The following is a 14,334-nucleotide window of genomic DNA, read 5'->3' on the forward strand; positions in this document are numbered from 1 at the left end:
GCGGTTTCCACCAGGCTGAAAACAAACAGGGCCGACGGTCATCCCGTCGGCCCTGTTCTTTTGCACTCAGCGAAGATCGTCAGAGCTTCATGCGCAGACCAATGTTGAAGGTGCGGCCCAGCACGTCATAGACCGCGGCCTGATAGCCGCTCTGGTTGAAGCCGGCACCGCCGGCCTCCGCGCCCGGCACACGCGGCGGCGCGCGATCGAAGGCGTTGTTGAGCCCGCCGAACACGCTGAACTTCGGCGTGAGCTGATAGCTGGCGTAGAAATCGCTGTAGAAGGTATTGCCTGCCCACTCGCGCTCATACGCTGCAGTCGAAGTATTGCTGCCACGCATCTTCGACACATGCCGCAAGGTCCAGTAGACGCTGAGCTTGGGATTGGACCAGCCGGTACGCACCGTGCCCTTCCACTTCGGCGTGCCCCAGAGCGTGAGGTAATCCCATGCATCATCCGGATTCTGCGGATCGGCGACGAACTTGCGTTCCAGCGTACGGCCATAACTCAGATCAACCAGAATGCGGCCAGCATTGGAACCCGCTGCCCCACCCAGGTCGTAGAACCAGTTGGCATTGATGTCGACGCCGCGGGCAATGCTCTGCGACAGGTTCAACTGCTGTACCGCCACTTCGACGATATCGCCAGCCGAATCGCGGGTAACCAGATCACAGAACGCGTTGCTCAAGCTGGCCTGGTCGACGCAGCGGTTGAGGATGGTCTGGTAATCCAGGGTGGAGATCACCCCGCGCAGATCGATCTTGTAGTAATCGGCCGAGACGGTCAGGTTGGAAATGAAGCGCGGCCGCAACACAACACCAAAGGTGGTGGTTTTGGCGGTTTCCGGCTTCAGATTGACGTTGCCCGAGTAGACGATGTCCTTCCACTGCCAGTAGTTGCTGACACTGGTATCGCTGGGGCTGATGGTCGCGCAGTTGCCTGCCGTGTAGCTGGTGGCACTGGTGCGGTTGGCCAGCGCGTAGTCGTTGCAGGGATCGTAGATCCACGCCGACGACACGCTGCCGGCGGTGTACAGCTCACCGATGTTGGGTGCACGGATCGCCTTGCCGTAGGTGCCACGCACGGTGATGTCTTCGATCGGCGCCCATTCCAGTCCGAGCTTCGTCGTCGTGGTGCGGCCGGCGGTGCTGTAGTCCGAGACGCGCCCGGCCAGCTCCAGTGACAGGCGCTCTGCGCCGGTCACACCCGACAGCAGCGGCAGGCTGAGCTCGCTGAAGATCTCCTTGACGCTGAACTCGCCGTTCAAACCGTTCTGGGTGGTGCCAAGGCTGGCGTCATAGGCCGGATTGGTCGGGTCGTACTGGGCGATGGTGCCGATCTCGTTGCGTTCCTTGCGGTACTCCGCACCGACCACGATCTTGGCTTCACCACCGGGCAGGTCGAACAGGCCGCCGGAGGCATAGGCCGATGCAACCTTCTGGGTCAGCGTGGTCGTTGACCAGTCGGTGTCATAGGTCAGCCAGTCGACCATCTCCGAGGTCAAGCGCTTGAACGGATTGATCGCCACGCAGCCGGCCGGACCATCCCAGCAGATCGGGTTGCCAGCGCCATCCACATAGGAATTCAGACCCGACAGCAGCCGGTCGTAGGAGCCTGCGTTGAGTTCGCGGGTGCGTTGGCGGCTGCGTCCGTAGGAGTAATAAGCCTCGTAATTCCAGCTACGGCCAAGGAGCTCGAAATAGCCTTCGGCGCCGACGGTGGCCTGCAACAGCTTGCGATCGGTCTGCTGGCGCATATGCCCCAGCTCTTCATCGAAGTGGCGGCCGAAGGCGATGCCATTGGTGAACGCACCACCGTTGGCGGTGATCATTTCCTGGGTGATGAAGGGGCTGTAATACGGCACCACTTCACTGCCGCCCGAGCCATAGGTGCTGAGCGAGCGCCAGGACGCTTCGGACTGGCTCTGCGAGTAGTTGACCGTACCGACCAGGCGCAGCGCATCGTTGACGTCGAAATCCAACGTCGAGCGCACGGTCTGGCGATCCGAGGGCGTCACCAGGTACCAGGAATCGTAGCGGCCGCCAAACTCACCGCCATCGGTGGTGCCCTGCTGCAGCACGTTGAAACCGGTGCTGAGGTTGGTCAGCCCGCCCGGGCCAAGTTGCGAGTGACGCAGCGAGCCGTCCGGATTGAAGGTGTACAGGCAGTTGGCGGCATTGGCCACCGTGCAGTTGCCCAGCGACACGGTCGCATTGGGCGAGTTGTAGACGTTGCGGCTGTTGTCGAGGATCACATACGGATCGGTGCTCTTGGCGCGTGCGTAATACGGGTAGCCGTTGGCGGTCCAGGGACGGTCCTGGCCGCGCACAGTGCCGGAGTTCTCTTCCCAGAACCCGTACAAGGTGAAGTTGCCGCGGTTGTCAGCGAAGTTCTTGCCGAACAGAACATCGCCTGTATACGTAGGCATGTCGCCGCGCGAGGAATCACCATAGCGCACGCTGGCTTCCAAGCCTTCGTAGTCGCGCTTGAGCACGAAGTTGACCACGCCGTTGACGGCATCGGCACCGTACAGCGCGGATGCGCCACCGGTGACCACGTCCACACGCTCGATCATGCTTGCAGGCAATGCGCTTACGTCGACACCGGCGGTGCCGGGGATCGACGCAACCTGGCGGCGCCCATCCACCAGCGTCAGGGTGCGCTGCACGCCCATGCCACGCAGGTCCAGCGCACTGACACCGACATTGCCGGTCTGGTTGGCGGTCTGGCTGGTCTGGGTTGCCGCAAAGCTCGGCAACTGGTTCACCAGATCGGCGATCTGGGTGTAGCCGGAGGCCTGGATCTTCTCCGCACTGATGGCGGTAACCGGCGCGGGGCCTTCGAAACCCGGCTCACGGCGAATGCGCGAGCCCGTGACGATCACGGTATCCAGATCCTTGGCATCCAACGCAGCGGCTGCCTGCTTCTCCTGCGCGGCCCCTGCCGCGGCGTCCTGCGCCCATGCAGCGCCCGTAGCGGTGGCACACAGGGCAATGGCAACAGCCACTGCCAACTGGCCACGGCGACGACATGGAATGCGCTCGGCGCGATGATTCGTCTTCATCTACTTCCCCTTGAATATGAAATGCGAAACGAAATGTGAGCAAGCAACTACGAAGTGGCTGCTGCCCCCAGCCAATGGCTGCCGGCATGCACCACTGCAACGGCGGCGTTGCTGCCGCGAAGCCTCCGGTATCTCCCGCGCACACGCCGACCGACCTCGGCGCGGGCAAGCGCAATGGTCGACAGCAAATGACGTAATCACGATCCCGACGGCACCGAACGAGCCCGCACCGAAGGCGAACAAGCACACGAAAGCCAACGCCAGGCCAGCCACCGCGTGCGTCGCTTCTGGCGCCCGCGCGCTACCTTGGCACAACCGGCATATGTTTTGAGATCCGCCTAATACCAGCCCCCTGACTGGCCTCGGCGCATGCCCGCACGCTGATCAACGTGCAGGGCCGAAAAAAACAGAACAACCTGTAACAACTGCAACCAACTGATTTAAAGGCATCTGCAGAAACGAAAGCACGTCATGACCGTACATTTCGAGCTCAATATTCCACTGCAGCCGCAGCCGCGCGCTAGGCGTATCTTGGCCTGCACGATGCGGATTTCAGCATACTAATTCCGCTTGAGAGACGGCCCGCGGAATGGCAGGGTGTGCGCTCTGCAACGGAGAGCACTGCCATGGCCGTCACCCTGTCACCGCAGGTATTGGTGCGCATGTTTGATCCACTTCCCGACGTGGTGTTCTTCATCAAGGACACCGAATGCCGGTATACGCACGTCAACCAGACCTTGATGCAACGGCTGGCGAAGAAGAGCCGCGAGGAGATCGTCGGCAGGAGCGTATTGCAGCTTTATCCTGCACACCTGGCCGCGCGCTACATCCTGCAGGACCGTCGCGTACTGACCGGTGAAGTCATCGAAGACATGCTTGAGCTGCAGCTCTATGCCAACCGCAGCCCGGGCTGGTGCCTCACCCTCAAGCAGCCGCTGGTGGAGGACAACCGCATCGTCGGCTTGATCGGAATCTCGCGTGATCTTGGCCAACCCGACCGCGAGGACTCATCCTTCCAGCGCCTGCACGCTGCAGTGGAATACATGCAGGCGCATTTCCACGAGCCGCTGCGCGTGCGCACGCTGGCCGGCAAGAGTGGCGTATCGGTCGCGCAGCTGGAGCGCTTGTTCAAGAAGGTATTCCAGCTGACGCCACAGCAGTTGCTGACCAAGTTCCGCATCGAGGCCGCCACCCGCATGCTGTTCACCGAGACCAGCATCGCCAGTGTTGGCCAGGCCTGCGGATTCTCCGACCAGAGTGCATTCGCGCGGCAGTTCAAGCACACCGTGGGCATGACGCCGCGCGACTATCGGGCGCTGGCGGCGGCGCCGAAGTAGCCATCCTGCCAATGCACGAAGCGATGTGTGCGAACAGCACGACTTCGCCCACGCGCCGCCGGCTGCTCAATCGTCGCAGGCAACCACCAGCGGTACGCCACGCGTTGGGTGCTCGATCACCTGCACCGGCTGGCCGTAGACCTTGCCGATGGTGTCGCGGGTCAGCACTTCGCGCGGTGAACCATCAGCGGCAATGCGTCCATCGCATAGCATCACGATGCGGTCGGCGTAAGCCGATGCCAGATTGAGGTCGTGCAATACCACCACCACGCAACGGCCTTGCGCTGCGAGCTCACGGGCGCTGCGCAAGCTGCGCTCCTGATGACGAAGATCGAGCGCGGCAGTTGGCTCATCCAGCAGCAGCAACGGCGTCTGTTGCGCCAGAGCACGCGCCAGCGAGGTGCGTGCCGCCTCACCACCGGACAGCGTCTGCACATCGCGACCGGCGAGGCCGGCGACATCGACTTCAAGCAATGCCGCTTCGACGATCTCCGCATCCTGTCGTGGTTGCGGTGGATGCGGCAGGCGCCCCATCGCCACCACTTCGCGCACGCTGAAGGCAAAGTGCACGGCGTGATCCTGCGCCATCACCGCCCGCTGCAGCGCAAGCTCACGCACCGGCCACGTAGCCAGCGCACGGCCATGCAGTAGTGCCTGCCCGGTGTCCGGCTCGGCATCACCGGCGAGCAGGGCCAATAACGTCGACTTGCCTGCGCCATTGGGGCCAACCAGGGCAGTCAGCGTGCCAGCCTGCAAGGACAGATCCACACCCGCCAACACCTGGCGGCTGCCGCGCAGCACGCTGACCCCGCGCAGTTCCAGCAAGGGCTTGCTCATCCCCGCCCCCCGCGCTTGCGCAATACCAGCCACAGGAAGAACGGTGCGCCCAAGGCAGCAGAGAACAGGCCAAGCGGGATCTCCGACGGTGGATCCAGCGTGCGCGCGGCGGTATCGGCCACCACGATCAACAGCGCGCCAACCACGCCAGACAAAGGCAGCAGCCAACGGTGGCCCGGGCCGACCAGCATCCGCACCAGATGCGGCACCACCAGCCCGACGAAACTGACGCTGCCGGCAAACGCCACCGCAGCACCCACCAGCAATGCGCTGAAAGCGACCAGCAACAGCCGCGTGCGCGCGACATCCAGGCCGATGTGACGTGCCTGGCGCTCACCGAGCGCGAGCATGTCCAAGGGCGTAGCCAGCCGCAGCAGGGCCAGCAGGCCGATCACGAATACCGGCGTGACCGCCGCCACGTCGCTCCAACTGGCCTGCGCCAAGGAGCCCATCTGCCAGAACACCAGCGACTGCAACTCGCTCTCGCTGGCGATGTAGGTCAGGAAGCCGACTGCCGCCGAGCAGCCCGCACCAATCGCGATACCGACCAGCAGCAGGGTCGCGGTGCCTTCACCGCGCCCCGGCCGCGCCAACAGATAGATCAAGGTCGTCGCACCGGCACCGCCAACGAATGCCGCCAGTGGAATCAACCACACAGCGAATGCACCCGCGCCGAGCACGATCGCCGCCACCGCACCCAGCGCCGCACCCTGGCTGACGCCGACGATGCCGGGATCAGCCAGCGGGTTGCCAAACAGGCCTTGCAGCGCGACACCGGCCATTGCCAGCGACGCACCAACCAGCGCGCCCAACAGTGCGCGTGGAATGCGCAGCTGCCAGACCACGCCCATGTCGCGGGCGCTGATCGATTGCGGATCCGCCAAACCAAACTGCGCCGCCATTGCGCGCAGCACGTCGGCTGCAGGCAGCTTCAGCGGACCGGTGCCGAACGACAGCAGCACCGCGCCCAGCAGCACCGCCAGCAACAGACACAGCAGCAGCACGCCGTTCGGCCGCCGGACCTGCGCCGACATCATCCGCGCGACAACTCCGCCAAGGCCTGCGCCAAGGCCAGCGCACCGGCGCCGGAGCCCACGCTGGTGGATTTGAGTTCGACATCCGGCATCACCCAGACACGGTTGGCCGTACCGGCCGGCGTGTGCTTCAGGGTTGGATAGGCCTTCCACAGGCCGGCTTCACCGCCGAACAGGCGCAGGTCATTCTCCGTCACCAGGATCACCTCCGGCGCCGCCGCGACAACACCCTCATTGCTGAGCTGGGAGTAATTGGCCACGCCCGCTTCTTCGCCGATATTGATGCCGCCGGCAATGGTGATCAGCTGGTTGGCGGCGCTGTCAGCGCCGGCCACGGTTGGCAGGCCACCGGCGCCGCTGGCCGACAGCGCGATCACCCGTGGGCGCTTTGCGTTGTCCTTGGCGATGGCTGCGGCCTGATCGAGCTGTGCCTGCACCTTGCCAGCCAACTCCTCGCCCTGTGCAGACAGGCCAAGCGCAGCGGCGACCTTGCGCACCTTGTCCGCCGGCGGCTGCAGGTCGTCGATCACCACCGCGGCATGGCCGGTGGCGCGCAGGCGCTCGGCCAGCACCGCGTGGCGGCGCAGGCTGTTGCCGAGGAACAGGCTTCCTTCCAGGCTCAGCACGCCCTCCACACCGGTAGTGCGGTTGAACAGGAAGTGCTTGGGGGCAGCCCGGCCTGCAGCGGTCGCCGAGCGTTCCGGCGCGGCAAAGACCTTGTCGGCCAGCCCTAGTGCTTCGATCACCGCGATCACATCATCGCCGCCAGCGACGATGCGACTGATATCGGTCACTTCAACGTCCACACCATCGTCCGAGCGCAGCTTGGCCGGTAGCTGCGGTGCTGCTGCCGCCACCTGCGGCACGTCCTGCCCGGCCACACGCTTCCAGCCGGCCGGCAACACGCTCGCATCAGCGGCATCGGTAGCAGGCGCTGCAACTGCAGGGGCTTCGGCTGCGGCCTGCGGTGGTGCGGGGCTGCGATCACAGCCGGCAACAAGCGCAGCCAACAGCAGGCCAAGGCCAGTCGGAACAAGGGTGGTGGCTTTCATCAATACGTCCTCGGTGTCCAGATTGGCCGACGCATTGGAGCTGCATAGCGGCCAGATTTTGATGGCAGTGCGGGAGAGGCCGTTGCCGGCATCTCCCGCGCGGTTTCCGCCTTGCCGCGCACAAGGCGCGACGGATAACTCAGCGCTGCACAGGCAGCAGACGGGTGATGCGATCGCCCTTGGCGTCATCGGCGCCCTTGGACTTGTTGATCGCGAACATCACCGCATCCGGCCCCTTGCTGACGTGGTTCGGGTAGGTGCCGCCGTCGAGGTTGGCAACGATCTTGCCGCCTTCATCAACCACCGTGACCGTACCGGCAGCGCGGTTGCTGACATAGGCCAGGCGCGTGCTCGGGCTGTAGGACACGTTCAAGGAGCCGGCGCCGACGTAGACATCGTGCTCGACCTTGGCCGTGGCCGGGTCGACGATCAGCAGGTTGTCGCTGCCCTGCGATACCACCAACAGGCGCTTGGCCACCGGGTTCCATGCAACGCCGATCGCATCACGCGCGCCGGCCAGCGGGAACACCTTCTCCACCTTGCCGCTGGCGCCGTCGATGATCGCCGCTTCCGCAGCGGCCAGGCTGACGGTATAGACCTTGCCGGTAGCCGTATCGATGTCCAGGCTGCCCGGAGTGAAGGTCTCGCCGCGCTTGCCGGAAGCAATGGTGATGTTGTCCAGCTGCTGCAGCGTGCGGGTGTCGAACACGCTGATGTAGTCGGCACCGGTGGCCGAGACATAGGCACGGTTGCGCTGTGCATCGACCACCACGTCACGCGCATGCGACACCGCGCCGACCGGGTACTGCTTGACCAGCGACAGGTCGGACTGGCGGTAGACCGCCACCGTGTCCTGGCGGGTATTGGTCACCCACACATTGCCGTTGGCGTCATCCACGCCAACGCCGTACACGGCGAACAGGTTGCCGTCATTGCCTGGTGCCGCCTGCGGCGATACACGGGCGATGATCTGCAGCGATTCCGGATCCACCTTGAGCAGCTCGGACTGCTTCACCGGCGGGCGGCCGACCGCGCTGGTCACGAATGCCGCCTTGCTGGCCGGGCTGTAAGCCACCTGGTACAAACCCTGCACCAGACGGTTGCTGGCGGCCTGGATGCGCTCCTGGCCGGAAAGCGGCACTTCGCGCGAGACCTTCAGCGAGAACACCGCTGCGGCGTCCGGCGCAGCTGCACGCACCACGATCGGCTGCGGGCCGGCGACGGCATCAGCCGGAATCGCCAGCGTGCCGCTGAACTTGCCTTCGCCATTGGCGACATAAGGCTGTGCGTTGAGCACGGTCTCACCGCGCAGCAAGGTCACCTTCTGTCCCGGGGTGAAGCCATTGCCCTCGATACCGGTTTCGCTGCCCGGCAATATCACCGGCGCGGTGGCACGCACGCTGCCATTGAACGCGGTATCCGGCTGTGCGAACACCTGCGCGCCGGCAACGCCGGTGGCCAGCAACAAGGCCAGGCCGAGCAGGTGCGGGCGCGCAGCGCGGGCGGTGGTGGAAGCAGTAATAGAACGAACGTTTGCCATCGGGCATTACCTCTTGGGTGCTGCGCGACGTCGCGCGCATCGTGGGTTTCTGCCTGGGCGTTGACGCTGCCTGGGTAATTGAGATGCCGGGCCTGTGAGCCCGGACTGGAGTGTCAAATCAGGAGCGCGGCTCCGCGCTGCGATCACGCACACCGGTGATTTCATGCAGCGCGCGCATCAACGAGGCGCGGAACATCGGGCCATGGCCGAGGCCGTCGAACTGGTGGTACTCGACATCCAGCCCCGGCACCTGGCGCAGGCGCGCAGACAGCTGCTCGGCGGCATCGGAAGGTGCGCCGGAGACACGCTTCAGGTGTGCGAGCACCCGCGGATTGCTCATGTCGCGGTTGCTGGTATCGCGCTCACGCTCACCGCCACCAAGCATCATCAGCACGCGCGCCGGATGACCGGCGTTGTTGCCAATGAACTGGCGCTCGGGAGCGCCCAGCATCGCGCCCTGCTGCCACCACAACGACGGGCTGGCTGGCACATAGGTCTGGAATGCGCCGCCCCGTGTGTACAGCGTGTGCAACACGAACAGCCCGCCCAGCGAATGGCCCCACAGGGCCTGCTTGTTGGCATCGGTTGCCACGTGCTGCGCCAGCTGCGGACGGATGCGCCGCTCGATCACTTCCAGGAACGCATCGGCGCCACCACCAACCGCCGCGCCACCGTCTTCGGGCTGGTCGGCAATCGGCGTGTAGTCGCGGGTACGGGCGGGCGAATCGATGCGCTGCTGGTTGTCGTAGCCGACGAACACCAGCACCGTTGGCTGCTTCTGCGCCAGCTCCTCCAGCAGTGGCGCATCGAATTCCATCAACGCGCCATTGCCATCCAGCATCCACAGCGCCGGGAAACCCGCTGCCGGTGCCTTACCGGCAGGGATGCCCAGGTTGACCCGCCAGCTGCGCTGGCCATCATCACTGCGTACCACGAAGCGTTCGAAGCGGTAGTGCTTCGAACCGGTGTCGGCAACGGTCTGGCCGATCAGCTGCGCCGGGTTGCGTTGCTGGGCCGCAGCCATCGGTGCGACTGCGCCGAGCAGCAACAGCGAGGCCACGGCGAGCAGTGAGTGAAAGCGGATACGCATGTGAGTTGTCATCGCTATGCCTGGATCAGAAGCCGACGGTCAGGTTCACCCAGTAGCTGCGGCCGGGTTCGTTGTAGGTAGCGGCGCCTGCACCGGTGGCACTGGTACTGGTGGTGCCTTCGCGGAACAGACGCTTGTCGAACAGGTTGTTGATGCCGCCACCGACGCGCACCTTCGGCGTGATCCGGTACTGGCCAGCCAGGCTCCACAGGTCATAGGCAGCGCGCGTATCCGGCGGCAATGCCGCACCGGTGGTGCTGGCCTGCGTGGCCGATTCCTGCTTGCCGTAGAACGTACCGGTCAGCATGAACGACAACTGCGTATTGACCTGCCAATCCAGGAAGGTATTGACGGTGTACTCGGGAATGATGGACAGCGGCTGGTCGGTGGTCTTGTCGACGTTCTCGATCATCCAGGTGACATTGGTGTTCCACGACAGCACATCGCCACCGCCGAGCAGCGGCACCTTCACGTTGCCTTCGACGCCACGGATGATGGCTTCCGGCGCGTTGGTCCACTGGAACACCTGGCCCTTGGTGTCGTTGGTGATGCCGATGCGATCCTGACCGGCAACGATCTTGTCCTTGTAGTCGTTGTGGAAATAGGTGACCGAGGCGTGCCAACCGTTGTCCGGTGCCCACTCGATACCGATCTCCTTGTTGATGCTGGTTTCCGGATCGAGGTTGGCGTTGCCCATCACGTAGCAGCCGGAGCCCTTGTTCGGACTCAGCACCGGGCAGCCATTGCCGCGCGTGTAGTAGAGGTAATCCGGGTTGGCCTGGTACAGGTTTGGCGCCTTGAACGCGCGCGCGATGCCGCCCTTGATCGCCCAATCCTGTGCCAGCTTGAACTGCACGTTGAGGCTAGGGCTGAGGTTGTTGCCGAACTGCGAATGGTGATCGAAGCGCAGGCCCGGGGTCAGCGTCCAGCGCTCGCCGATGTACAGGTTGTCCTCGACAAACACGGCCGCGAACTGCTGGTCGCTCTTGCCGGTACGCACACCGTCGTAGCCCGGGATGCCGCCGCCGCTGCTGGAGGTCTGGGTCACCGAGTACGGGTCATCCAGCTTCATGTCGCGGTACTCGAAGCCCAGCGTTGCGACCTGCTCGATGCCGCCCCAGTTCAGCGGCACGTTGATCTCGCCGTCGACGCGGGTCGACGTCAGCTCGGAGGTGGAGAAGCTCGCACCTTCGGTGATCGAGCCTTCCGGGCCACCGGCCAGGCCTTCGTTCAAGCGGGTGTTGTCGGTGTCGTCGTAGGCAGCGGTGATGCGCGAGCTGCCCCAATCGTAGCTGCCGCGATGGGTCAGGCCGAACGAACGGCGCAGCATCACATTGGTTTCCGCGCCATACAGCGCATTCAAGCGTTCGAAGCCGTCGCTGCTGACGCCGCGCTCGCCGGAGTAGATATTGCCCTGGCGGCTGACGCTGGCATCCAGCTCCAGCACATGGTTGGCATTGATGTCATAGCGCAGCAGGCCGCTGATATCGCGGTTGCGCACACCTTCGCGGCCAGCCGGCGGCGTCACGCCGGTGGCGAACTCCTCATTGAGCGACAATGCATCCGGCTCGGTTTTGTTGACGTTGCCGAACAGGCGGAACGACAGCTGTTCGCTCAACGGGCCGGACAACTGGAAGCCAACGCGCTCGCTGTCGCCTTCGTCACTGTGCTCGGCCTGGCTGCCGTACAAGGTCAGCGAGCCGGTCAGGTCACCGGTTGGCTTCTTGGTGATGATGTTGACCACGCCACCGGAAGCACCCGAGCCATAACGTGCAGCAGCCGGACCACGCAGCACCTCGATGCGCTCAACCGCTTCGGCCGGCACCCAGTTGCTGTCGCCGCGGCTGTTGCGCTCACCGCTGCGGCCCATGCGCACCGAATCGCGTGAGCTGACCGGGCGGCCATCAATCAGGATCAAGGTGTTTTCCGGGCCCATGCCACGGATGTCGATCTGGCGGAAATTGCCATACGAACCCGACGCGGTATTGCCGATCAGGTTGATACCCGGCATGCGCCGGATCACTTCGGACAAGTCATTGGCCGGCGGCAGACGCTCCAGATCGACCGCAGTGATTACCGAGCTGCCCAAGGCTTGCTTGGCGATCTGTTCGGCGGTGACATGCACGGTGTCGATGTCGGTAGCCGCTGCTGCGCCTTCGGCCAGTGCCGGACCGGCGAGCAAGGCGCTCAATGCCAGCGCAGCGGAAAGGGGATGGCGGGACAACAAGGCACGCACGGACAACCGCGACGACGAACGACGGGACATGGGGGAAGCCTCTCGACAGTGGGGGTGCGCCCCTCTGGCGAACAGCTTGAGGAACGACGGATATCGAATGCAGCTGCCGGAAACAAACGCCAGACACGCTGCGGATTGCCCGCATCCTACACTAAATGAGAATGATTATTGATAACCAAGGGTGATCAGATTGTGGGAGCGGCATAAGCCGCGAAGCAACTGGATCGTCCGATTGCAGAAAGTCCTGCGACTTCATTGCTGTCGGCTTCGCGGCTGACGCCGCTCCCACAAATGCTACCGGTCAGGCGACGATCGCCACCAACTCACGCATATCATCGATCACCGCCACTGCCTCAGCCGCATCCAGATCCAGGTCACGCGAATAGCCGTAGCGCACCAGCACGATCGGCATGCCGGCATTGTTGGCCGCGCCCAGATCCGTGCCCGAATCACCAACCATCAGGCAATCTGCCACCGGCTGCTGCAACAAGCCTGCAACATGCAACAGCGGCTCTGCGGCGGGCTTGCGCTGCGGCAAGGAATCGCCACCAATGATGTGGGCGAAGAAGCCGGCAATGCCCATATGCTGCAACAAGGGCGCAACCATTGCCGCCGGTTTGTTGGTACAGATGGCCATCGGCAGCCCGCGTGCCTGCAATGCAGTCAAGGCCTCGCCCACACCGTCGTAGAGGCGCGGGCTGCGCAGCAGGCACGCCTTGTAATGGCCCATGAAAACCGCCATTACCTCTTCCAGCGTCAAGGTGCTGCCAGCATTCGCCAAAGCAGTGGCAACCAGATTGCGTACGCCCTCACCTATCCAGCTGCGCACCGTTGCCTCGGAGACGCGCGGCAACGCCAGCGCTTCCAATGTGAGGTTCACTGCCTCGGCGATATCACCTGCGCTGTCCACCAGCGTGCCATCCAAATCGAACACCAAGGCCTTGATCGCCACGCATCCACACTCCCTGAATTGAGCATCGATTGTAGCGGCGCGGCGTTGCGTAAAGGATGTACTCAATCCAACGTGATGCTGCGAAACAAATCACCCTGAATCACCAGTTCTTCGCGATCACGGAAACCTGACAAGCCCACGCCAACCAGGCGATAGCGCGTATCTGCCGGCAACTGCACGCGTTGGCACAAGGCCAAGGCGATGTCGCGAATATCCTCCACCGAACCTGGCGGCGTATCCGGCGTATAGCTGCGGGTGAGAATGCGGAACTGCGCGGTCTTCAACTTCAGCACAACGGTGTGACCGATGCGTTCGGTACGCCCGGTTGCACGCCAGGTACGTTCGGCCAATTGGGTGATCGCTTCATCGAACTCACCCATGTGCAGGTCTTCGGCAAAGGTGTCTTCGGAAGAAATGGACTGCACTGGCTGATCGGGTTCCACCGGCCGCTCGTCGATGCCACGCGCGCGCCGGTACAAGCCCGTGCCAAAACTACCGAACAAGGCCTGCAACTGCTCAAGTGGCAGCGCGCGCAGATCACCGACGGTAACAATGCCCAGCGCCGACAGCTTGCCCTCCATCACCTTGCCCACGCCCGGCACCCGCTTGACCGGCAACGGTGTCAGGAACTCCTCGACCCGCGACGGCCGCACCACGAACTGACCATCGGGCTTGCGCCAATCCGAGGCGACCTTGGCCAGGAACTTGTTCGGGGCAATGCCGGCCGAGGCAGTCAGGCCGGTGGTCTCGCGGATCTGCGCGCGGATGGTGCGGGCGATCTCGGTGGCGATACCGTCGCAGCTTGGCGATTCGGTTACGTCGAGGAAGGCCTCATCCAGCGACAGCGGCTCAACCAGCGGGGTGTGCTGCAGGAATATCTCGCGGATCTGCCGCGACACCGCCTTGTAACGGGCAAAGTCGGGCGGCACGAACACCGCATCCGGGCACAAGCGCTCGGCGCGCAACGCCGGCATCGCCGAACGCACCCCGAATTTGCGGGCTTCGTAAGAGGCCGCACACACCACCGAACGCGCCCCGCGCCAGGCCACCACCACCGGCCTCCCGCGCAAACCGGGGTCATCACGCTGCTCCACGGACGCATAGAAGGCGTCCATGTCGACGTGAATGATCTTGCGTTGTTGGCTCAAGGCAACAGTCTCAAAAGGTCGTCAACATGATAGCTGTTGTCGCT

At 64.0% G+C, this 14,334-nt stretch carries 10 protein-coding genes; 1 reads left to right on the forward strand and 9 read right to left on the reverse strand.

The annotated features are described in order from the left end of the window. Positions 1–79 precede the first annotated feature (79 nt). Positions 80–3,064: a TonB-dependent receptor domain-containing protein gene (locus tag ACVOLV_RS02850; RefSeq protein WP_481553044.1), complete on the reverse strand. Its 2,985-nt coding sequence runs from the start codon at positions 3,062–3,064 to the stop codon at positions 80–82. Positions 3,065–3,690: 626 nt separating this feature from the next. Between ACVOLV_RS02850 and ACVOLV_RS02855 the strand changes: the two genes are divergently transcribed. Next, complete coding sequence (locus ACVOLV_RS02855) at positions 3,691–4,401, forward strand: AraC family transcriptional regulator (RefSeq protein WP_481536939.1); 711 nt, start codon at positions 3,691–3,693, stop codon at positions 4,399–4,401. Between the two features lie 66 nt (positions 4,402–4,467). Here ACVOLV_RS02855 and ACVOLV_RS02860 read toward each other — a convergent pair whose 3' ends face one another. The 8 genes from ACVOLV_RS02860 to dinB form a co-directional block, all read right to left on the reverse strand. After that, positions 4,468–5,238, reverse strand: coding sequence for a heme ABC transporter ATP-binding protein (locus ACVOLV_RS02860; RefSeq protein WP_481553045.1), 771 nt, complete (start codon positions 5,236–5,238; stop codon positions 4,468–4,470). Continuing rightward, on the reverse strand, positions 5,235–6,275 hold the full coding sequence (locus tag ACVOLV_RS02865; protein ID WP_481553046.1) for a FecCD family ABC transporter permease: 1,041 nt from the start codon (positions 6,273–6,275) through the stop codon (positions 5,235–5,237). The genes ACVOLV_RS02860 and ACVOLV_RS02865 overlap by 4 nt, the downstream gene beginning before the upstream one ends. Continuing rightward, positions 6,272–7,324, reverse strand: coding sequence for a heme/hemin ABC transporter substrate-binding protein (locus ACVOLV_RS02870; RefSeq protein ID WP_481553047.1), 1,053 nt, complete (start codon positions 7,322–7,324; stop codon positions 6,272–6,274). Before ACVOLV_RS02870 ends, ACVOLV_RS02865 begins: the two co-directional genes overlap by 4 nt. A 139-nt stretch (positions 7,325–7,463) precedes the next feature. Further along, positions 7,464–8,864 (reverse strand): YncE family protein, encoded by a 1,401-nt coding sequence (locus tag ACVOLV_RS02875; RefSeq protein WP_481553048.1) that lies wholly within the window; start codon positions 8,862–8,864, stop codon positions 7,464–7,466. Positions 8,865–8,982: 118 nt separating this feature from the next. Continuing rightward, complete coding sequence (locus tag ACVOLV_RS02880) at positions 8,983–9,954, reverse strand: alpha/beta hydrolase (protein WP_481553049.1); 972 nt, start codon at positions 9,952–9,954, stop codon at positions 8,983–8,985. Between the two features lie 25 nt (positions 9,955–9,979). Beyond that, entirely contained in the window at positions 9,980–12,220 is a 2,241-nt protein-coding gene (locus tag ACVOLV_RS02885; RefSeq protein WP_481553050.1) for a TonB-dependent siderophore receptor, read from the reverse strand. 271 nt (positions 12,221–12,491) lie between these two features. After that, complete coding sequence (gene gph / locus ACVOLV_RS02890) at positions 12,492–13,142, reverse strand: phosphoglycolate phosphatase (protein WP_481553051.1); 651 nt, start codon at positions 13,140–13,142, stop codon at positions 12,492–12,494. 62 nt (positions 13,143–13,204) lie between these two features. Continuing rightward, complete coding sequence (gene dinB, locus ACVOLV_RS02895) at positions 13,205–14,290, reverse strand: DNA polymerase IV (RefSeq protein WP_481553052.1); 1,086 nt, start codon at positions 14,288–14,290, stop codon at positions 13,205–13,207. Positions 14,291–14,334: the final 44 nt, after the last annotated feature.

This window comes from Stenotrophomonas sp. STEN023 (assembly GCF_056760135.1).

What these genes read in the sequence shown, in the direction of transcription:
- ACVOLV_RS02850 (WP_481553044.1), bottom strand. Translation starts at nt 3,064, where the DNA reads ATGAAGACGAATCATCGCGCCGAGCGCATTCCATGTCGTCGCCGTGGC.
- ACVOLV_RS02855 (WP_481536939.1), top strand. Translation starts at nt 3,691, where the DNA reads ATGGCCGTCACCCTGTCACCGCAGGTATTGGTGCGCATGTTTGATCCA.
- ACVOLV_RS02860 (WP_481553045.1), bottom strand. Translation starts at nt 5,238, where the DNA reads ATGAGCAAGCCCTTGCTGGAACTGCGCGGGGTCAGCGTGCTGCGCGGC.
- ACVOLV_RS02865 (WP_481553046.1), bottom strand. Translation starts at nt 6,275, where the DNA reads ATGATGTCGGCGCAGGTCCGGCGGCCGAACGGCGTGCTGCTGCTGTGT.
- ACVOLV_RS02870 (WP_481553047.1), bottom strand. Translation starts at nt 7,324, where the DNA reads ATGAAAGCCACCACCCTTGTTCCGACTGGCCTTGGCCTGCTGTTGGCT.
- ACVOLV_RS02875 (WP_481553048.1), bottom strand. Translation starts at nt 8,864, where the DNA reads ATGGCAAACGTTCGTTCTATTACTGCTTCCACCACCGCCCGCGCTGCG.
- ACVOLV_RS02880 (WP_481553049.1), bottom strand. Translation starts at nt 9,954, where the DNA reads ATGCGTATCCGCTTTCACTCACTGCTCGCCGTGGCCTCGCTGTTGCTG.
- ACVOLV_RS02885 (WP_481553050.1), bottom strand. Translation starts at nt 12,220, where the DNA reads ATGTCCCGTCGTTCGTCGTCGCGGTTGTCCGTGCGTGCCTTGTTGTCC.